This window comes from Aliivibrio salmonicida LFI1238 (genome assembly GCF_000196495.1).
In the GTDB taxonomy this organism is placed as follows: domain Bacteria; phylum Pseudomonadota; class Gammaproteobacteria; order Enterobacterales; family Vibrionaceae; genus Aliivibrio; species Aliivibrio salmonicida.
The window spans coordinates 2,299,872-2,320,014 of sequence record NC_011312.1 but is presented as its reverse complement, the minus strand read 5'-3'; the positions used below and the strand labels follow the sequence as shown (position 1 = coordinate 2,320,014).

General features: G+C 38.2%; 16 protein-coding genes and 1 riboswitch. Of the genes, 9 read left to right on the top strand and 7 right to left on the bottom strand.

The annotated features are described in order from the left end of the window. Positions 1 to 53 precede the first annotated feature (53 nt). Both ansA and sppA read right to left on the bottom strand, forming a co-directional pair. Positions 54 to 1,067, bottom strand: a complete 1,014-nt coding sequence (ansA, locus tag VSAL_RS11335; protein WP_012550684.1) for an asparaginase — start codon at positions 1,065 to 1,067, stop codon at positions 54 to 56. Positions 1,068 to 1,159: 92 nt separating this feature from the next. Next, a complete protein-coding gene (gene sppA / locus VSAL_RS11330; protein WP_012550683.1) occupies positions 1,160 to 3,013 on the bottom strand; it encodes a signal peptide peptidase SppA in 1,854 nt (617 codons plus the stop codon). 228 nt (positions 3,014 to 3,241) lie between these two features. Between sppA and VSAL_RS11325 the strand changes: the two genes are divergently transcribed. The 4 genes from VSAL_RS11325 (at position 3,242) to VSAL_RS11310 (ending at position 9,779) form a co-directional block, all read left to right on the top strand. Further along, positions 3,242 to 5,245: an NADPH-dependent 2,4-dienoyl-CoA reductase gene (locus tag VSAL_RS11325; RefSeq protein WP_012550682.1), complete on the top strand. Its 2,004-nt coding sequence runs from the start codon at positions 3,242 to 3,244 to the stop codon at positions 5,243 to 5,245. 86 nt (positions 5,246 to 5,331) lie between these two features. Then, positions 5,332 to 7,275 carry a DNA topoisomerase III gene (locus tag VSAL_RS11320; protein ID WP_012550681.1) on the top strand — a complete coding sequence of 648 codons (1,944 nt, stop codon included), beginning with the start codon at positions 5,332 to 5,334 and terminating at the stop codon, positions 7,273 to 7,275. A gap of 83 nt (positions 7,276 to 7,358) precedes the next feature. Next, positions 7,359 to 8,186 carry a DUF5718 family protein gene (locus VSAL_RS11315; RefSeq protein WP_012550680.1) on the top strand — a complete coding sequence of 276 codons (828 nt, stop codon included), beginning with the start codon at positions 7,359 to 7,361 and terminating at the stop codon, positions 8,184 to 8,186. A 120-nt stretch (positions 8,187 to 8,306) separates the two neighbouring features. Further along, the gene (locus VSAL_RS11310) at positions 8,307 to 9,779 is read left to right on the top strand and encodes a sensor domain-containing diguanylate cyclase (protein WP_012550679.1); all 1,473 of its coding nucleotides are present in this window, start codon (positions 8,307 to 8,309) and stop codon (positions 9,777 to 9,779) included. A 19-nt stretch (positions 9,780 to 9,798) separates the two neighbouring features. On the opposite strand, the gene dusC is transcribed toward VSAL_RS11310, so the two are convergent. After that, on the bottom strand, positions 9,799 to 10,746 hold the full coding sequence (dusC, locus tag VSAL_RS11305) for a tRNA dihydrouridine(16) synthase DusC (protein ID WP_012550678.1): 948 nt from the start codon (positions 10,744 to 10,746) through the stop codon (positions 9,799 to 9,801). A 51-nt stretch (positions 10,747 to 10,797) separates the two neighbouring features. Continuing rightward, complete coding sequence (locus tag VSAL_RS11300) at positions 10,798 to 11,358, bottom strand: type II secretion system protein (RefSeq protein ID WP_012550677.1); 561 nt, start codon at positions 11,356 to 11,358, stop codon at positions 10,798 to 10,800. Positions 11,359 to 11,459: 101 nt separating this feature from the next. Here VSAL_RS11300 and VSAL_RS11295 point away from each other — a divergent pair, with 101 nt between their 5' ends. Beyond that, positions 11,460 to 12,074 carry an SEC-C metal-binding domain-containing protein gene (locus VSAL_RS11295; protein ID WP_012550676.1) on the top strand — a complete coding sequence of 205 codons (615 nt, stop codon included), beginning with the start codon at positions 11,460 to 11,462 and terminating at the stop codon, positions 12,072 to 12,074. A gap of 89 nt (positions 12,075 to 12,163) precedes the next feature. Here VSAL_RS11295 and dsbB read toward each other — a convergent pair whose 3' ends face one another. Both dsbB and nhaB read right to left on the bottom strand, forming a co-directional pair. Beyond that, the gene (gene dsbB / locus VSAL_RS11290; RefSeq protein WP_012550675.1) at positions 12,164 to 12,679 is read right to left on the bottom strand and encodes a disulfide bond formation protein DsbB; all 516 of its coding nucleotides are present in this window, start codon (positions 12,677 to 12,679) and stop codon (positions 12,164 to 12,166) included. A 74-nt stretch (positions 12,680 to 12,753) separates the two neighbouring features. Then, the gene (gene nhaB / locus VSAL_RS11285; protein WP_012550674.1) at positions 12,754 to 14,349 is read right to left on the bottom strand and encodes a Na(+)/H(+) antiporter NhaB; all 1,596 of its coding nucleotides are present in this window, start codon (positions 14,347 to 14,349) and stop codon (positions 12,754 to 12,756) included. Between the two features lie 447 nt (positions 14,350 to 14,796). Here nhaB and fadR point away from each other — a divergent pair, with 447 nt between their 5' ends. Continuing rightward, the gene (gene fadR, locus VSAL_RS11280) at positions 14,797 to 15,639 is read left to right on the top strand and encodes a fatty acid metabolism transcriptional regulator FadR (protein ID WP_012550673.1); all 843 of its coding nucleotides are present in this window, start codon (positions 14,797 to 14,799) and stop codon (positions 15,637 to 15,639) included. Positions 15,640 to 15,912: 273 nt separating this feature from the next. Beyond that, on the top strand, positions 15,913 to 16,665 hold the full coding sequence (locus VSAL_RS11275; RefSeq protein WP_012550672.1) for a MipA/OmpV family protein: 753 nt from the start codon (positions 15,913 to 15,915) through the stop codon (positions 16,663 to 16,665). Positions 16,666 to 16,743: 78 nt separating this feature from the next. Here VSAL_RS11275 and VSAL_RS11270 read toward each other — a convergent pair whose 3' ends face one another. Then, positions 16,744 to 17,157: an H-NS family histone-like protein gene (locus tag VSAL_RS11270; RefSeq protein ID WP_012550671.1), complete on the bottom strand. Its 414-nt coding sequence runs from the start codon at positions 17,155 to 17,157 to the stop codon at positions 16,744 to 16,746. Positions 17,158 to 17,398: 241 nt separating this feature from the next. Beyond that, a riboswitch (Lysine riboswitch) is annotated at positions 17,399 to 17,582 on the top strand. A gap of 84 nt (positions 17,583 to 17,666) precedes the next feature. On the opposite strand from VSAL_RS11270, the gene VSAL_RS11265 reads away from it, so the two are divergent. Together VSAL_RS11265 and VSAL_RS11260 are read left to right on the top strand one after the other, a co-directional pair. Beyond that, on the top strand, positions 17,667 to 19,253 hold the full coding sequence (locus VSAL_RS11265; protein WP_012550670.1) for a Na+/H+ antiporter NhaC family protein: 1,587 nt from the start codon (positions 17,667 to 17,669) through the stop codon (positions 19,251 to 19,253). 111 nt (positions 19,254 to 19,364) lie between these two features. Continuing rightward, positions 19,365 to 20,141, top strand: a complete 777-nt coding sequence (locus VSAL_RS11260) for a nucleotidyltransferase domain-containing protein (RefSeq protein WP_012550669.1) — start codon at positions 19,365 to 19,367, stop codon at positions 20,139 to 20,141. Positions 20,142 to 20,143 lie beyond the last annotated feature (2 nt).

Genomic DNA, 20,143 nt, shown 5'->3' with positions numbered 1-20,143 from the left:
GGCTTCCCATGAGTGATCAGGGAAGCCTTTTTATTATTTAAAGACATCTGTAGTTAGTAAGTTAACTCACCACGTAGATTTTGCTGCATCATCGTACGCATGGTTTCATAAGGCAGGTTTTTGCTTAATAAGTAATGTAATTTAGCAAGAGCTGCTTCTGGTGTCATATCGTAGCCGCTGATCACGCCAGCTTCAGCAAGAGCACAACCCGTAGCATAGCCACCCATGTTTACTTTTCCCGATAAGCACTGAGTTAAATTGATGACGACAACGCCGCGCTCAGAAGCCTCTTTTAATTGTGCCAAAAGCTCAGGATTTTGAGGAGCATTACCAACACCAAAAGTCAGTAATATCATTGCATTTACAGGTTGACGTAATGTATTTTTAATCACTTCCGCAGAGATGCCTGGATACATGGTAACGACACCAATGGGCTGTGGTGTAATGTTGTTAACCGTAAATTCACCTTCAGGTTGCTTATTAATTTCAACACCGTTGATTTGGATATTAATACCAGCTTCCAATAATGGAGGTAAATTTGGTGAACTGAATGCGTTAAAGCCATCGGCATGAGATTTTGTACTGCGGTTACCGCGAATAAGTTTGTTATTGAAAAATAACGTCACTTCGTTAATTGGATAATTTGCGGCAATGTGCAGTGCATTTAATAAGTTACTTTGGCCATCAGAGCGAAGTTCTGCAAGAGGGATCTGTGAACCGGTAACAATAACTGGTTTACCGAGGTTCTCTAGCATAAATGAAAGTGCAGATGCTGTGTAGGCCATGGTATCCGTACCATGAAGAATTACAAATCCGTCGTATTTATCGTAGTTAGCACGAATATCATCTGCAATACGCTGCCAGTCTTCTGGAGTCATGTCAGATGAATCGATTAATGGCTCATATTCGTGAATGGTGAAAATTGGCATTTCAGCACGGTGAAACTCTGGCATTTGCTTTAATTGATGTTGCATAAAGCCTGATGCAGGGACATAGCCATGATCATCAGATTTTAACATGCCGATTGTGCCGCCTGTGTAGGCGATATAAATGTGTTTTCTTTCCATAATAACAACGGTACAGAGTTATGGGAGGTGGTGGGATTATACTGGTCATTCTGCATAAAGAAAGCCCGACATGTGTCGGGCTCGTCATGCTTTTACAGATTACTGCAATTGAGGCAGAACAGATATTGTCCTTTTGGGTCATTAAAGTTATTTAACATGTTGATATCTGTTGCAACTTTGCTTATGGCTGGTTGCAATGCTTCAGGCGCTAATGAAAATAATTCAGCTTTTACACTGACATTTAAGCTCATGCTTAACTCTTCAAGAAATTGTTCCATCGGTGTTAATGGTTCTTTTACCCAAAACAGATTATATGCGTCCATATTGGCGAGCTCAGCCGCAGCTTGAACAGCATCATCAAAATCCCCTAGCTGGTCAATCAAACCATGTTCAAGGGCATCTTTCCCTGTCCATACTCGACCTTGAGCGACATTATCAACGGCATCTAAAGACATATCACGATGATCACTGACTAATTTAATGAATCGGTAATAACCATGTTCAATACCTAATTGCATGACTTGAGCAACGTCTTTATCAAGCGGGCGAGTAAGGCCAATGCCATTGAAAGGTGATGTCGAAATGCCATCGCTGTGGATACCCATTTTTTCTAACCCTTTTTCAAAAGTGGTTAAAATACCAAAAATACCAATAGAGCCAGTAATCGTTGTTGGTTGAGCAATGATCTTATCAGCACTTGCGGAGATCCAATAACCACCAGAGGCAGCGACACTCGACATAGAAATAACAACAGGCTTACCTGCTTCTTGTAGAGCATCAACTTCGTTACGAATAATTTCAGAAGCAAAAGCACTGCCTCCTGGGCTATCTACTCTCAAAACGACAGCTTTCACATTATCATCATCACGAGCTTGGCGTAATAATGCGGCAGTTGAATCGCCTCCGACAGTACCTTGACGTTGAGTTCCATCCATAATTGCGCCACTAGCGACAACAACAGCAATGTCTTTTGCATCAGGGATAATCGAAGGGTGAACTTGAGGGAGATAATCGTAATAGCTTATTTGTTTAAAGCTATCATAACCATTTGACCCAAATTCAGTAATAAGGTCTTTACGAACTTCTTGACGAGTAGCGAGCTTGTCAACTAAACCAAGTTCCACCGTCATTTGTGATAAATCACCATTTAATGCCGTCAATTTTGCAATAAACTGATCCATTGGCATCGTTAATGTTTTTGCGTCAATTTGGCGATTGGTTGAGACATCACCTAAATACGCATCCCAAAGCTGAGTTAGCCATGCTGACGTGGATGCTTTAGCAGCATCAGACATGTCATTACGTAAGTAAGGTTCTACGGCTGATTTATAAGTACCTACGCGAAAAACGTGTGTCGATACATTGAGTTTTTCTAATAAATCTTTGTAGTACAGAGTGTAAGCTCCGTAGCCACGTAATAAGACTGCGCCGTCAGGAGCCATAAAAATTTTGTCAGCGTAACTTGCTAAATAGTATTGGCTTTGGTTGTAATAATCACCGATGGCATAGACGGGTTTACCAGACGCTTTAAATGTATTGATGGCTTTTGCGATATAACGCAATTTAGTTAGACTTGTTTCATTCATTTCTTTTAAATGAAGAACTAAACCTGACACATTATCATCTTTAGCGGCATAGCGAATTGTATCTACGATATCGAATAAGACGTTTTCTTGTGATCGTTGGCTACCGAGTAAATCGGCCGTAACGCGTTCTAGTGGCTCTCTGAATTTACTTTCTTCAACAATTGGGCCAGAGAGATCCAGAATGAGTGCTTTTTTCTCAACGGTTTGATCTTGTTGAATATCATCGGTGCTTAAAAAAGTAAAAGCAATGACACCGATAAAAGCCAAGAAAAACAAATTAAGTACTAGCTGACGAGTAAAGGAAAGTAACTTCCATATCGCCTGAAAACATTTACTTATGAAGTGGAATAACCCTTTCATATATGTCCTTATTATTTATTTCATTATGCTTTTATCCTACTCTAACTTAAGTAGAAAGTAACTATAGGCGTGAATGAGAATCAAAGTGATTTACTGATTTGCAACGTAAAATAAATGAGAAGCATGAAAATAATGATGGATGTTGCATATTTGTAAATTCATCATTGTGTGTCCAGTAAATAATTACTATTCTGGTCTGACCACAATAACAATAAGCGATGGATTGCCATGACGTACCCACACCTATTTCAACCATTAGACTTGGGTTTTACCCAATTAAAAAATCGAGTATTAATGGGCTCGATGCATACGGGTTTAGAAGAAAGTAACGATGGCTTTAAAAAACTATCCTCTTTTTATGCAGCACGAGCGAAAGGGGGCGTTGGTTTGATTGTTACTGGTGGGTTTGCACCAAACTTTAGAGGTAGATTAACCCCATTTAGCGCCCAATTTAGTTCTGCTAGAGCAGCAGAAAAACATAAAGCACTCACATCTGCTGTACATGACAACGGTGGGAAAATTGCTCTGCAATTACTTCATGCTGGGCGTTATGCAATGCATCCCCTCGCGTTAAGTGCTTCAGATATACGCTCTCCAATTGGTATGTTTACGCCCTCTCAAATGAGTGAGCGCCAAATTCATAAGACGATAGGTGATTTTGCAAACAGTGCCCATTACGCTAAACAAGCCAATTATGATGGTATTGAAGTGATGGGATCTGAAGGCTATCTCATTAATCAATTTATCTGTGCTCGTACAAATATGCGTTATGACGACTGGGGCGGAAATTATCACAATAGAATGCGTTTCCCCTTAGAAATAATTAAAGCGATACGAGAAAAAGTAGGAGCGGATTTTATTATTATTTTCCGTTTATCAATGCTTGATTTGGTAGAGCAAGGCAGCACATTTGAAGAGGTTGTTGAGTTAGCTCAAGCCTTAGAAAAAGCGGGCGTGACTATTTTAAATACTGGTATTGGGTGGCATGAAACTCGAATACCAACGATATCGACACAAGTGCCAAGAGCGGCGTTTAGTTGGGTGACTGAAAAACTAAAAAATAAAGTATCTATTCCGTTGATCACCTGCAATCGAATTAACACACCGGAAGTAGCCGAAAATATATTGGCTTCAGGTCAAGCCGACATGGTTTCTATGGCGCGTCCATTTCTGGCTGATGCAGAGTTCGTCAATAAAGCAGAACAAGATAAGGCCGACTTAATTAATACGTGCATTGGCTGTAATCAGGCATGTTTGGACCATGTGTTTAAAGCAAAACGAGCCACGTGCTTAGTGAATCCCCAAGCCTGCTATGAAACGGAATTAGTGTTAGATCCCATTACCTCAAAAAGAAATATTGCCATTATTGGGGCTGGCATGGCAGGGCTATCTTGTGCCACTTCAGCGGCTGAACGTGGTTATAACGTGACATTATTTGAACGAAATGACCGTATTGGTGGGCAGTTTAACTTAGCAATGGAAATCCCTGGCAAAGAAGAGTTTAAAGAAACAATTCGTTATTTCTCGAACAAGGTAAGCCATGAAAATATTACATTAAAATTGAATCATACCGTTACGATGGAAGAGTTGAGTAAATTTGATGATGTCGTGGTGGCGACAGGGGTTAAACCTAGAGCGCCGACTCTTGAAGGAAGTGATCACCCTAAAGTCATCGATTACCAAACTTACATTAAAACTAAGCCACACTTGGGACAGAAAGTTGCCGTAATTGGCGCTGGTGGTATTGGTATTGATGTCGCAACGATGATTACCGAGCCTGAAAATCAGACGCTAGACAGTTGGTTGCAAGAGTGGAATATTGATAAAAACATTGAATTTGAAGGCGGACTTAAACCTCAACAAACGGATAAAACAACGCGTGAAGTCTGGTTGATGCAACGTCGTAGTGGCAGTGTTGGTAAAGGGCCAGGGAAAACGACAGGTTGGATTCACAAACGCACGTTAGAGAAACGGGGTGTGAATATGTTGGCGGGCGTTGAATATCTGAAAGTGAATGATGAAGGTTTATATATTCGACATAATGATGAAGTGAAATTATTAGACGTTGACCAAGTATTAATGTGTGCAGGGCAAGTTTCGGTCAACGAATTGGTTGATACATTAATTAAAGCAAACATTACACATCATGTTATTGGTGGTGCAGAGCATGCCGGTGAGCTAGACGCTAAACGAGCTATTCGTCAAGGTGTTGAGTTGGCTGCAAATTTATAATAGCGATTAGATTGACTAGAAAACTTGATAACTGTCTATTCGTACAGGTATAGTGCTGATGTTATTCACAACATCAGCACTTTTTTATGTCACGATTATTTATTGCAGAAAAACCAAGTTTAGGGCGAGCGATTGCAGCTGGCTTAGCCAAGCCACAAAAAAATCACCAAGGCTATATTGAATGTGGTAATGGTGACATTGTGACTTGGTGTATCGGTCACTTATTAGAACAAGTAGAGCCAGATGCTTATGACGACAAGTATAAATCTTGGCGTATGGAGCATCTGCCAATTGTGCCTGAACAGTGGCAACTTCGACCTAGAAAGTCATCGAGTAAGCAATTGACGGTGATTCGAAAATTACTTAAAACGGCCTCTCAAGTTATTCACGCGGGAGATCCCGATCGAGAAGGTCAGTTATTAGTTGATGAAGTCCTTGATTACTTAAAGTTATCGAAGACAAAAAAAGCGGCGACTCAACGTTTGCTTATTAGTGATTTGAACTTACCCGCGGTAAAACGTGCCTTATCTGCTATGAGAAGTAATCAAGAATTTATTCCTCTTTCTATCTCTGCATTAGCTCGTTCTCGTGCTGATTGGCTATATGGCATGAACATGACTCGAGCTTATACTTTGCTAGGGCAACGAGGTGGATATCAAGGTGTTTTATCAGTAGGCCGAGTACAAACACCCGTTTTGGGACTTGTGACCCGTCGAGATGAAGAGATCGCACATTTTATTCCTAACGCGTATTTTACGTTGGACGCGCTTATCCCTTACCATAATCCAAACCTCAATGGTGGATTACCCTTTGATATTCGTGCTAAATGGAAACCAAGCGAGGCATGTCAGCAATGGCAAGATGAAGATGGGCGAGTTCTTAATCTCAAATTAGTCGAAAATGTTGCCCAACGAATTGCGAATCAACCTGCCACAGTGACTAAAGCTGAAAATAAAGAAACGAAGCAGAATGCGCCTTTGCCGTATTCATTATCTGCATTGCAAATTGATGCATCAAAACGATATAACTTAAGTGCTCAGCAAGTACTGGATTCTTGTCAGGCGCTTTATGAAAAGCATAAATTAATTACGTACCCGCGTTCGGACAGCCGTTATTTACCCAAAGATCACTATAAACAGCGTGAACAAGTGTGTGCTGCGATCGGGAATAATGACAAGCAGTTATCTAATGCCGTGAATAATGCCGATGTAAATTTGCGTTCTCGGGCTTGGAACGACAGTAAAGTAGATGCTCACCATGCGATTATTCCAACCCCTAAATCCAGTGGGGCTGCAGGGTTATCTGGCTATGAAGAAAAGGTGTATCACCTTATTGCACGTCAGTATTTAATGCAATTTTATCCGGCCGCTATTTATGCGGAAGCAGAACTTATTTTTGATATTGCGGGTGGTGTATTTTCTGCAAAAGGAAAACAAATGCTTTTTGCAGGGTGGCGTATATTATTAGGTAAAACACACACCCAAAATGCTGACGATGATGTAGCGAATAAAGTACCTCCATTAAAAAAAGGGGAAGTACATACGTGTCGTGAGGGAGAGATTAAACACAAAATGACAGAGCCGCCAAAATACTTTACCGAAGCCACCTTATTACAAGCAATGACAGGGATAGCACGCTTTGTTGAAGATAAAGAGTTGAAGAAAGTATTAAGGGATACCGATGGTCTAGGAACAGAAGCGACTCGTGCCGGTATTCTAGATACTCTTTTTAAACGTCAATTATTGATTCGTAATGGAAAAAATATTAATGCGAGTGACGCGGGAAAAGGCTTAATTCACGCATTGCCTAGAGAAGCAACTTATCCTGATATGACGGCTCATTGGGAGTTCCAGTTACAAGGCATGACAGAGAAAACGTATTCTTATCGTCCATTTATGCAGTCTCTGGAAACAAAAGTGACTAACTTTATGCAAGGGGTACAACAAGGTCCGGTTCCTGATTCGCTGAGATCATTAAAAAGTCCGACAAAACCGCAATTTAAACGACGAAAAAGCGCAAAGAAATCGTAGAGTTAGATCAGTATCATCGAACTTGAAAATATAATCAGTTAATCTTACTTCTCATTTCTAAGCGATTAATATAAGAAGTAAGTATGACATTTAAGCATGTTGTTGGTTTTGGTGTTGCAGGTAATTTTGCCGGTCATTTAGAGCAGGCCGGTGAAGCTTCTGATTTTTTGAGCGTTAAAGTTGAAAACTCAATTCAGCCGAAAGCGTTGTTTCCATTTTACATCCCTTCAGAGAAGGCGGGATTTTTATCTCAATATCCGTTGTCTTCAGATACGATTATTCCACCGAATGATGCTGATAATTTACAAATAGAGCCTGAAGTTGCCATCGTGTTTGATATTGAGTATGAAAATGGAAAGGTAGCTCAGTTAATACCTGTGAAATTTGCAGCTTATAATGATTGCTCTATTCGCAAGCCGAATGCAAAAAAAATCAGTGAAAAGAAAAATTGGGGAAATCACTCTAAGGGGATTTCTCAAGATTTTATAGAGCTGTCTTCTTTCTCTAAAGGATGTGAATTGGATGCGTATCGCATTGCCAGTTTTCATGTGCGAGATGGGAAAATTAATCGTTATGGTGAAGATAGCGCAGTTATTGACTATAGTTATTTTCATGAACAACTAAGTTCGTGGATCATTGATCGAATGAACCATCAAAAAGATGAAGGCCCTGCGGAAGATATTTCATTGCATTTGTCGAATGCAGAGTTCCCAAAGCAAACTATTATCAGCATTGGTGCAACCCGATATACCCCGTTTGGGGAGTCTAATTTCTTACAGAGTGGGGATAAAAGCATTGTTGTCGTTTATAATTCAGACAAATATAAACCCGCCAAAATAGAAGAAATGGTACATAATAATCAACTTGAAAAAGACGGAATATCCTCATTAACTCAATGGGTTAGTGAATGAAAATAGCTTAATGCTTATATTATTTGATTGTCATAAATGTGTTAGGATTTATGTATTTGAGAGATTTTGCACAAAAATATAGGTAGTATATTCGGTTCAATTTTTGTTATAGAAGCATTTATGCCCAAATCTAATTTAAAACACATCTTTCTAATCCCAACACTGTTCTTTGTGTTGATCGTGGGGTTTGTTTTAAATAATCACCTTGGTGCAGTCCAACGACAAGTGAATCGAGAATATGATCGTATTATCGATTCACTTCAACGAACAATAAAAGTCATTATTTCTTTAGATTACAACCTCTCTCAAATGTATAAACAAGAAACGGGTGAATTTTATAATCATAATTTTGAGATGGATGAGAAGGCCGGACTTTGTGTTATTCGTCCCAGTAACGATCTTGATGCTGTCATGGTTAACCAAGGTATCTCGGTGCCTGAAAGTCGCTTAGATTATAGTATTGCTGGCAGTGAAGATTTATGTGACGAGAATTCAGAATTATATAAAATAGCGTCTAAAAAAATCGCCTTGGCACCTGTAATTTCCTTCATTCATGACTACGAAAATTATCTTCATGGCATCTATTTTATTTCAAAATATAATTACATCATTTCAGCCCCTAAAGAAATAGCAGAAAATCTAACGAAACAAAGTTTAGAGACGATTTACACTAGACCATACTGGAAGAACAGTATGAAAAATGATAATGAAAGGCACATTACATTTACACCTCCCTATACTGATGCTTTTTTTGATGGGCTAGAGGTTCTTACTTTCTCAACGCCTATTTATTATAAAGATTTATTTAAAGGTGTTCTGGTTATTGATTTATCGGTGGATAAACTATTACGTTCTAGTAATGACATATCTCAGCATATTCAATTGTTAGATAGCGATGAATATGAACGCTTTGAACAATACCGATTTATGCAGCCAGTTATTCTCAATGACACTAATTTTACGTATTTTCTGTATTATAAAAGCTCAATAAAAGAAGAGATCAAAAGTTTCTTTGTTCATGATGCAAAAAGTCTCATTTTAATTTTTGTCACTTATATCTTAGCGCTTCTATCTATGTTTTATTACCAAACTCGATTGTCACAGAATTATTATCGTGATTTAGCAAAGCAAGATCCAATGACAGGGTTGTATAACCGTCGAGGGTTTGAAATGAGCTTACAAGATCGTGTGGTTAAAAAGTTTGTTGGTTTTGCTATTTATGACATCGATGACTTTAAGCAGATTAATGATGTGTTTGGTCATGATGTTGGAGATGAAGCGATTAAGTATGTAGCAAGAATGCTGACTAAGAGTGTGAGAGACAGTGATATAGTCTCTCGCTTTGGGGGTGAAGAGTTTGTTATCTGCATTAATGCAGATTCAAGAGAAACGCTTGAGAATGTATGTGAACGAGTGAGAAAATCAATTCAGGATTCATCAGGTAAAATAGTGAGCGGTGGTTTTACTGTGTCTGGAGGGGTTTCGATTATTGATTCTCATCAAGACTTTTCATTTGAACACATTATTAAAAAAGCCGATGATTTGTTGTATAAAGCCAAAGAAGATGGAAAGAATCGTGTTTACTTTGCATAAACACGATGAGTAATAGCGATTAACTAACGTTCTCTAATTCTTGATTTAAGCGCTCTACAATTAAAGGCGCTTTTTTATGGCTTCGAATATCCATGAAAATATCTTTAGCTTCAGTATATTCTTGTCGAAGATAAACTAGCCATTGTTTTACTCTGTTTGCATAATACTGGCCTTTATCACCAGCCATTTGTAATTTTGAATAATGAATTAATAATGCAATCACTTCTGGCCACGGCATTTTCGGGTGATTGTGTTTCACTACGTTCCCAAGGTTTGGCATATTAAATGCGCCTCGGCACACCATTAACGAATCAATTCCTGTGGCGGCAATACAACGTTGTCCATCGGCATAGTTCCAAATTTCACCATTAGCGATAATAGGAATATCTATTTTTTGGCGAACTTGGTTGATGTAATCCCATTTTATTTCTTCTGCACGATAGCCATCAGTTTTAGTGCGCGCATGGATGGTTAATTCGTTTGCGCCAGCTTGTTTTATCGCATCGGCAATAGCAAAACATTCTTCGGGATTCTCCCAACCTAAGCGAATTTTTGCAGTGACTTTTTTATCTTGTGGTACTGCTTCACGACACGCTTTAACGATTTGATAAATTAATTCAGGATCTTTTAAAAGCGCAGCTCCGCCCCGACTTTTGTTTACCGCTTTTGCTGGGCAACCAAAGTTTAAATCAAGACCATCAGAACCAAGATCAATTGCTCGTGCCGCGTTTTCTGCCATCCAATTAGGTTCTTGTCCTAATAATTGTAGACGAATAGGGGTACCTGATTTGGTTTTACTGTCGTTATGTAATTCCGGACAGATTCGGTGGAATACATGAGGAGGTAAAAGTTGATCAACGATGCGCACAAACTCAGTAACACAGAAATCATAGTCGTTAATTTCTGTTAATAGTTCACGCATTAAGTGATCGAGTACGCCCTCCATAGGGCCTAGTATTACTTGCATATCCCACCTCTTTTATTGGAGGTGGGATTGTAGGGGGAAAGGGGCTAGATGTCACTTAGTTCCTTTATTATAGCTTTTAGTTATCGTCTCCCCTGTAGAGGGGAAGTAATTTAGTTGGTAACCTTGTTGGCTTTTGTTTGTTATATCTGATGTATAGTAATACATACATGCTTGTGGTTTACCTGAAATAGGTGACCCATACCAATATTGGATATCAGCACTAGTGCTTACAAAACCATCACCTGCATATTTTTCAATAGTTAAATCTTGATTTAATAATGCATTCCAAAGTTGACCACAGCCTTCACCAGTAATCTGCCCAGGTGAGTTTTGTTCCGTTTTTAAAGGAAAACCTTCCTTTGATGGGTAAATGGTCTCGTCTGAAAAAATAACACCGACACCAGAACTTACAGACGGTTCACCTTGCAAAACCCATGCGCCGTGATACATATTGACAGCAGCAGTGAAAGCTGAGAACACGCCATTCGCCCTCGATTCATGTGCATCATCTTGTAAGTTCAAAAATTTAGGCGCAGCGGTGACCGCTAGAATACCTAAAATAACGATAACAACGATCAGTTCAATTAAGGTAAATCCTTGATTATTTTTCATAGATTTCTCAGCAGCAAAAAATTAATAATAACGGCACTTAGGCTCTAATAATTATTTGCGCTATACTACGCCGAAAACTTAATTTCGGAAGTGAATAAATAATGAAATATCAATTAATTGCGTTAGATGGCGTTGATTTGAACTGTTCTGGCCTTTTTCTTGAAGGTGCAGTGCTTGCCGCTAATATGGCAACGAAGCCATTAGCACCAGAAGCGTGGTTAGGTGATCTTATTGGTGCAGATAATGCACTTGAAATGGAAAAACAAATCTCTCAGCACATTGAACACCAATATACGTTACTTAAACGTAATGAATATGAAATTACCGAATTAGTTAATTTTGATGATTTAGATGCCGTCACTGATTTCGCAGAAGGCTTCATGACAGTATGGCCAATGGTTGAAGAGTTATGGTCAGATCTTAACGTCGCTGATGGTACGATGCGTATGCTGTCCGCGTTATTAACGACAATGATGCTGGCTGTTGATGAAGAAGAAACGCACCGCCAAATGGCTGAAGCGGGTATTGATACACCGCCAACATTAACTCAAATGCTTCCTCAGTTAGACATGATGATTTTAGAAGTGGCAATGGCTGCGGATGAATATCAAATCGGCTATAAAGGACAGAAAGTGAATCCGTACAAAAATGTGGGCCGTAATGATACTTGTCCATGTGAGAGCGGTAAGAAGTTCAAGAAATGCTGTGGTAAATAGGTAGATTTCTATTTTCTGATTTAAATAAAAAAGCCATCTGGTAATTATTACCCGATGGCTTTTTTGTTATTAGCAATATAAATAGTTAATTATGCGCTTTTCTTATTGAAGAACTGAGCGATAACAATAATAGCGAGAGCAACTAAATTACCTGCAAAGATAATAACTAACCATTGTGGCATGGTAAGTGTTAGAAATTGCCAAACGATTTTGCTGCAGTCACCATAAGCTTCAAACATCCAAGGTGCCCATTTATTTAATGGTGCCCATGATGGGAACGTGACAAATAAATCACACGTTGAGAATGGTGAAGGGTTTAATTGAAAATCAACATGTTGCATAGCAAGTTTTAAGCCCCAGCCAGCACTTATCCCCCAAGCAATAAGACCACACCATCTGAAAATAATGTTATTAGGGTTTAAGAGTCCAATAATGGCAGCACCAGCAATACCCATCATGGCCACTCGTTCGTAAATGCACATGACGCATGGTGGTAGTTTTATGATGTGTTGGAAGGTCAGTGCACAAGCTTCAAAAAAGAGAATGAAGATAAGCAAAATAAGCCAAGAGAGGCGAATGCGTGAAAAATGGTTAAGGGCTTGCATTATTATTCCTTAGTAAAAAGAAAGGCTCCGTATAAACAGAGCCTTTTAGTCAATCAAAAGTGGCTATGCCATTATTAATGACCACTAGAAACGGCATTAGTTGCAGCTTCTATCGTTCCGTGTGTGATCCAACCGAAATCGTAGAACATTGTTGTCATTGGTTCAAGTAAGAACGAGATACCAAATAAACCAACTAATGCCAAAACGATGGTATATGGCAGAGCCATCCAAACCATACGACCATAAGATAATTGAATTAATGGTGCGAGTGCTGAAGTTAATAAGAACAAGAAGGCTGCTTGACCGTTTGGTGTGGCAACAGAAGGTAAGTTAGTACCCGTATTGATTGCAACGGCTAATAAGTCAAATTGGTCTCGTGTAATAACACCATCAAGTAATGCGGTTTTAACTTCATTAATATAAACGGTACCAACAAATACGTTGTCAGAGACCATCGAAAGAATACCATTTGCCACATAGAATAGGGCAAGTTGAGAACTCTTATCTTCAACTGCTAATACCGCATCTATAATTGGTTTAAATAGTTCTTGATCTATAATCACTGCGACAATGGCAAAAAAGACCGCAAGTAATGCAGTGAAAGGCAATGCCTCTTCAAATGCCTTACCCATAGCATGCTCTTCAATGACACCAGTAAAAGCAGTTGCAAGAATGATGACAGATAAACCAATGAGGCCAACAGCTGCAAGGTGCATTGCTAAGGCAACAATTAACCATACGGCAATCACGCTTTGAATAATCAATTTTGCGTTGTCGATATTCGTACGATTTTTACGTTCTTCTGATTCGTACTCTTCTAGAATATTACGAACATTTTCAGGAAGTTTTGCACCGTAACCACAAATACCTAATTTTTCTACAACAACACACGTTAACAAACCGCAAATAAATACAGGGGCGGTCACTGGTAACATACGGATGATGAACTCACCAAACATCCAGTTTGCTTGATCCGCAATAATTAAATTTTGCGGTTCACCCACCATGGTCATTACGCCACCAAGCGCAGTACCAACACCAGCATGCATTAATAGGCTACGTAAAAATGCTCGGTAGTTTTCTAAATCGTCACGACTTAATTCATCCGTTACATTCGAATCACAAGTATGATCATGGCTAGGTGTACCACCTTGACCTGAGGCGACTCGATGGTAAATAGCATAAAAGCCAACAGCAACACTGATAACAACGGCAATAACGGTTAATGCATCAAGAAATGCAGATAAGAATGCCGCGGTAAAACAGAAAGCCACTGATAAGGCTGTTTTTGATTTTATGCCAATAAGTATTTTTGTAAAAATGAACAGCAGCAACTGTTTCATAAAGTAAATACCAGCAACCATAAACACAAGCAGTAAGAGAACTTCAATATTAGCTACTAATTCATGTTTTACTTGTTCGGCACTTGTCATACCTATAGCGATTGCTTGAATAGCAAGCAAACCACCAGGTTGAAGAGGGTAGCATTTTAAAGCCATTGCAAGAGTGAAAATGAATTCCACAACGAGCAACCAACCTGCAGCGAATGGGTCAACAAAAAAGAAAACCAGCGGGTTGATGATTAGAAACGAAATTATTGCGATTTTATACCAGTCGGGGGCTTTACCAAGAAAGTTTTTGATAAATGCATTCCCTAGCGAAATAGACATGTGATGCTCTCTACAATTGTTACTCTAATTCCATAAAAATAAGGTTAAGTAAGGAGTTGATAATAATCGCCTAACGTATTGTTTTTAGTAAAGATAAACAACTATTTAGTAAAGCAACAAGTAATAAATTACTGCCTTGCCAAATAACTACCTATAATTATCTTAACCTTATACCAAACGCCTGAACTCTACTCTTTATTGCTAATTAGTCAATATTATAGGGGGGGATAATGTACAAAATGTGCCTTTGCTCGGTTTTATAAAGAAAACTAAAGAAATGTATAAAAAAAAGTCATCTTCTACTTGATTCTTCTAGGGAGATATAGGCTTAAAAGTGAGAAGGTTAAGGCCTTAATTCGGTTTCAAATTAAGAAATAGTTAAGAATTTGTTTAAGTGGTGGTATGATGAGTTTAGTTATTTTAATAAAAAATGGATCGTAAACTTGTATGGTTATTAAGGCTAAAAGTCCTGCCGGATTTGCTGAAAAATACATTATAGAAAGCATTTGGAATGGTCGATTTCCTCCAGGTTCAATCTTACCAGCAGAACGTGAATTATCTGAATTAATCGGGGTTACAAGAACAACGCTTCGAGAAGTATTACAACGCCTTTCTCGTGATGGTTGGTTAACGATTCAACATGGTAAACCAACAAAAGTTAATGATTATATGGAGACGTCGGGTCTTCATATTTTAGATACATTAATGACATTAGTTGATGCAAATAATGCGACTTCAATTGTTGAAGACTTATTGGCAGCAAGAACTAATATTAGTTGTATCTTTATGAGACAAGCATTTAAGACCAATAAAGAAGGATCTCTTCGCACATTAGACCGAGTAATTGAGTCTTGTGAGCAGTTAATTGCAGCAGAAAGCTGGGATAAATTTATTGAAGAATCTCCATTTGGGACAAAACTTAAAGCTGAAATAAAAGAAGATAATGAAAAAGATCCAATAAAGCGCCAAGAGTTGTTAATTGCAAAAACCTTTAATTATTATGATTATATGTTATTTCAAGGTATTGCATTTAAATCAGGCAACCAAATATATGGACTGATCTTTAATGGTCTTAAAAAGCTTTATGCTCGTGTTGGTAGTTATTATTTCTCAAGCGATGAAGCAAGAGAATTAGCATTACAGTTTTATCGAGACCTAAAACAGATTTGTGAAGAAGAAAGAAAAGATGCTGTAATGCCGAGAATGCGTCAGTATGGTATTGAAGGCAATCTTATCTGGAATGAAATGAAAAAGAATTTACCAAGTAATTTTAGAGAAGATGATAGTTAATTTCATCTAAAAATACATAAAAGGCAGGCTAATATAGCCTGCCTTTTTTTTGTTCTAAATTTATAAAAGTAGTTATATTCTGTATTTTTTGTCATTTAATTGCGTTATCTAATGGTTGATAGTGTTGGTTCTATGTTTTTATTTGGAATTTAATTCTGTATACGTTAACAATATCTTAAAAACTCTCAAAGAGTATCCAGTGCTGTATAGTACGTAGGTATAAATAATAGAATTGATATAATCATCGATAATTAAACGTATAAAGGGTATGTAGTGAATAAATTAGTCAGTGGTTTCATCCTAGGAGCAGTATTGCTCGTAACCAATAGTGTAAATGCAAAAATATCTCAATGGTCTATTGGTGCTGCAGCAGCATATTCCCCCTCTTTTTATAAAGAAACACCATCAAATACAACGGTAATACCAATGATTGGTTATGAGGGAGAGCATATATTTTTGCGTGGATTCAATGGTGGTTATCGTTTATATCCTATTGGCTCACCTCAAAATATTATCTTTCGTTTTGTATATGATCCTCGAACATTTCAACCAGAAGATTCTAAAAATGCAGAGATGCAGCAATTAGATGAACGAAAAAGTACGGTGCTAGGTGGGGTTAGCTATCAAATAATTACTCATATAGGGATCATTGAGTTCACCGGAGGGACTGATATTGGTAGAGCGCATAATGGATTATATGCAGAAGCAGCATGGCGTTTACCGATTAGAGGGAAAGGATGGGCCGTAACCCCATCTTTTGGTTATTCATATAATAGCCAACGGTTAAACAATCACCTTTATGGGGTATCAGCTGAAGAAGCCCAGAGAAGCGGTATTGAAGAGTTTGATGCTGATTGGGATGGCCAATTTTTTATTGGATTATCGACTTATTTCCACGTAACCCCAAATATAAGAGTGACGGGGGGCTTACGATATGTGAACCTTGAAGGGAATTTAGAGCAAAGTCCGATGATAGAGCACACAACCAGCTCTACGGGTAATGTTGGTATAGCATACGTATTCTAAATAATAGATATTTAGAATAAAAAAAGCCATTCAAAAGAATGGCTTTTTATCGAAATCGCATTGTTCTATAAGAACAATTTAGATAGCGAACTCTTCTAATGATTTACCAGAATCAAGGTGTACTTGAAGTGCTGATGGAGTACGGCCTTGGCCTGTCCATGTTTTTTCTTCGCCAGCGTGGTCTAAGAATTTGTACTTAGCTGGACGTGGAGCACGTTTCTGCTTTGTTTTAACTGTAGTAGAAGACATTGTGTCTAGTAGATCTTCAGGAGCGATACCGCTCTCAATCATCATTTGACGGAATTCTTCAAGCTTCGCTTGTTTTTCAGCAAGTAGAGCGCGATCTTCAGCTTCTGTTTCTTGACGTTCAGCAACAACTGCTTGAAGCTTTTCAAGCGCTTCTTCTAGTTGCTCTAATGTCATTTCACGAGATAACGCGCGTAGGCTACGTAGGCTACGTAGGTTTAGTAATGTTTTAATAGTATCAGACATGTTTGATTCCATATTAATTTGATAATGTAATTTTTATATAACCATTAAATAATATATCAAACTATGGGATAAGGAAATAATTAATTATTAATGATAATAATATTAAAAGTGATATGTCTCTATTGTGAGATAATTAAATGTTAGTTTTAAAGTATCTCATTCTACCTATGCGTGGTTTTTAATGTTAAAATTCTCAGAATAGTATTGCAAAGTTGTATTCAATCCGTACAATAACTCCACCTAAACGGGTAGAGGCGCATTGCCTAAAAGTAAATTGTTCGAGGTTGATAACCGATGACTGCAATTGAAAGGAGTCAATGCCGAAGTTAGTGCTGTTATCAAACAGGTTAGCTGGGGTTATTTCGAAAAGGAATAACACTGCCATAGTCAATTTTATTTTTTAACTATGGAGCGCTACTGTGGGGGAATGGTTTTATTACATTCACTTCCTTATAACGGTATATACCGTATCTACAGTAGATCTCCAACCAAACTGGTTGTTGTAGATCATGAATTTAGCCGATTTTTCCAATTCTCCAATTTCAATATTGCCCCCATTAGTTGCACTGGGTTTAGCTATCATTACGCGTCGAGTTTTATTATCTCTCGGTGTGGGTATCGTTTTAGGTGCTATCTTATTATCAAGTTATTCTATTTCTGGCACAAGCACGTATGTCTTTAATTCAGTTAAAGGTGTATTTATTGCTGACGGAGCAATAAATAGCTGGAATATGAGTATTGTTGCTTTTTTAATCTTATTAGGAATGACAACAGCACTTTTAACCCTATCAGGCGGAACACGCGCTTTTGCTGAATGGGCACAAACACGTATTAAAAGTAAACGTGGAGCAAAATTATTGGCAGCCTGCTTAGGTGTGTTTATTTTTGTTGATGATTATTTTAATAGCTTAGCCGTTGGTTCAATATCCCGCCCTGTAACTGACCGTTTTTATGTATCACGTGCTAAGTTAGCTTATATTTTAGATTCAACAGCCGCTCCTATGTGTGTACTAATGCCTGCGTCTAGCTGGGGTGTATACATTATTACTATTATTGGTGGTATTTTAGTTTCTCATGGAGTGACTGAATATTCAGCACTGGGCGCTTATGTTCGTCTCATTCCTATGAACTTCTATGCGGTATTTGCATTATTAATGGTATTTGCTGTCGTTTGGTTCCAATTAGATATTGGTCCGATGCGAGATCATGAAAATGAAGCTAATCGTGGTAATGGCTTTGATGATCAAGCGGTTGATAAAGAATCGAAAGACTTAAATGAAGAGCTAAACATCACAGAAAGTGATACTGGTAAAGTTTCTGATTTAATCTTTCCAATTATCGTACTAATTGTCGCGACTATTTTCTTCATGGTTTATACCGGTGCTCAAGCGTTAATCGCTGATGGTAAAGAGTTCAATATTCTGGGTACCTTTGAGAATACCGATGTTGGAACCTCATTATGTTACGGTGCTTTACTTGGTTTAGCGTCTGCATTAATTACGGTTTTCCGCCAAAATATAGAAATGAAAGACATTGCAATCACAATGTGGATTGGTGCTAAGTCAATGTTTGGCGCAATACTAATTCTATTCTTTGCGTGGACAATTGGTTCTGTTATCGGTGATATGCAAACCGGTTCATATTTGTCTAGCTTAGCTCAAGGCAGTATTGGTATTCATTGGATCCCAGTTATTTTGTTCTTATTGTCAGGTTTGATGGCATTTAGTACAGGTACGTCATGGGGTACATTTGGTATTATGCTTCCTATCGCAGGAGACATGGCTGGTGCAACAGATATCGCACTCATTTTACCAATGCTAGGTGCTGTGTTAGCTGGATCTGTGTTTGGTGATCACTGTTCTCCTATCTCTGATACAACAATCTTGTCTTCAACAGGGGCTCGTTGTTGCCATATAGACCATGTATCGACACAATTACCTTATGCGTTATCTATTGCCGGTGTTTCAGCGGTTGGTTATATAGCACTTGGCTTTACTAACTCTGTATGGATGTCATTTTTAGCATCAACCGTTGCCTTTGTTCTTGTTTGTGGCGCAATGATGGTAATTTCAAAGAAGGGTCGCGTAACCGCTTAATCCTCTCTTTTTTTAACTCTTAAAAAACCGGCTTTTATTGCCGGTTTTTTATTGCTATTTTTCTGTTTAATCGCGATCATGGCGCTTCATATATGCTTTTAGGAGTTCTTTGTGTCTCGTTATAGTTTGCCTCTCATCGATAAAAACTCCCCATTTCAAGCTGTATTTGAACCGGCAATTAAAGACTTGATGGTGCATGTTCGTTCTGCTGCTCCTAAGTCAATCCACAGTATTTATTTATATGGTAGCGTGGCAAGACGAGAGGCGATTCCGGGCCGTTCAAATTTAGATGTTACTTTAATTACCACCGTTCCTTTAACAAACAAAGAACAAACATTAATCAATACAATTAAGGTTCGTTTTCAGTCTAAATATCCACAAATTACCGGGGTTACTTTCAACATCGGTACTGCATCAGAAGTTCTGCAATTAGAATCTATATTCAGTTGGGGATTTTGGTTACGTCACTGTTGTGTTTGTATTTTTGGTGATGATCTTTCTACTCGTTTTGGTGATTTTGAACCGAGCTGGGAAATTGCTAAAAACATGAATATGGACATTGAAGAATGGTTACAAGTGTACATAAAAAAAATCACCGCTAGCCAAGATATTAATACTCAAGTTCAATTACAGAAAACCATAGCAAAGAAATTATTAAGAAGTTGTTACTCTCTTATTATGCATAAAGATAAGGGCTGGTATGATCATCCTATTTTATGTGCACGCAAATTTCTAGAATATTATCCTGAAAAGCAGACAGAAATAGAACGCGTTGTTTTATTATTAAAAGGGCGAAAAGTACCTAAGCGCTCAGTTCTTGTTTTATTAAAAGAATTTGGAGATTGGGTTGTGAGCGAATTTAATAACATAGAAAGAAGAATAGGTTAACG

Coding starts and splice junctions, on each gene's coding strand:
- ansA (WP_012550684.1), bottom strand. CDS start 1,067: ATGGAAAGAAAACACATTTATATCGCCTACACAGGCGGCACAATCGGC.
- sppA (WP_012550683.1), bottom strand. CDS start 3,013: ATGAAAGGGTTATTCCACTTCATAAGTAAATGTTTTCAGGCGATATGG.
- VSAL_RS11325 (WP_012550682.1), top strand. CDS start 3,242: ATGACGTACCCACACCTATTTCAACCATTAGACTTGGGTTTTACCCAA.
- VSAL_RS11320 (WP_012550681.1), top strand. CDS start 5,332: ATGTCACGATTATTTATTGCAGAAAAACCAAGTTTAGGGCGAGCGATT.
- VSAL_RS11315 (WP_012550680.1), top strand. CDS start 7,359: ATGACATTTAAGCATGTTGTTGGTTTTGGTGTTGCAGGTAATTTTGCC.
- VSAL_RS11310 (WP_012550679.1), top strand. CDS start 8,307: ATGCCCAAATCTAATTTAAAACACATCTTTCTAATCCCAACACTGTTC.
- dusC (WP_012550678.1), bottom strand. CDS start 10,746: ATGCAAGTAATACTAGGCCCTATGGAGGGCGTACTCGATCACTTAATG.
- VSAL_RS11300 (WP_012550677.1), bottom strand. CDS start 11,358: ATGAAAAATAATCAAGGATTTACCTTAATTGAACTGATCGTTGTTATC.
- VSAL_RS11295 (WP_012550676.1), top strand. CDS start 11,460: ATGAAATATCAATTAATTGCGTTAGATGGCGTTGATTTGAACTGTTCT.
- dsbB (WP_012550675.1), bottom strand. CDS start 12,679: ATGCAAGCCCTTAACCATTTTTCACGCATTCGCCTCTCTTGGCTTATT.
- nhaB (WP_012550674.1), bottom strand. CDS start 14,349: ATGTCTATTTCGCTAGGGAATGCATTTATCAAAAACTTTCTTGGTAAA.
- fadR (WP_012550673.1), top strand. CDS start 14,797: ATGGTTATTAAGGCTAAAAGTCCTGCCGGATTTGCTGAAAAATACATT.
- VSAL_RS11270 (WP_012550671.1), bottom strand. CDS start 17,157: ATGTCTGATACTATTAAAACATTACTAAACCTACGTAGCCTACGTAGC.
- VSAL_RS11265 (WP_012550670.1), top strand. CDS start 17,667: ATGAATTTAGCCGATTTTTCCAATTCTCCAATTTCAATATTGCCCCCA.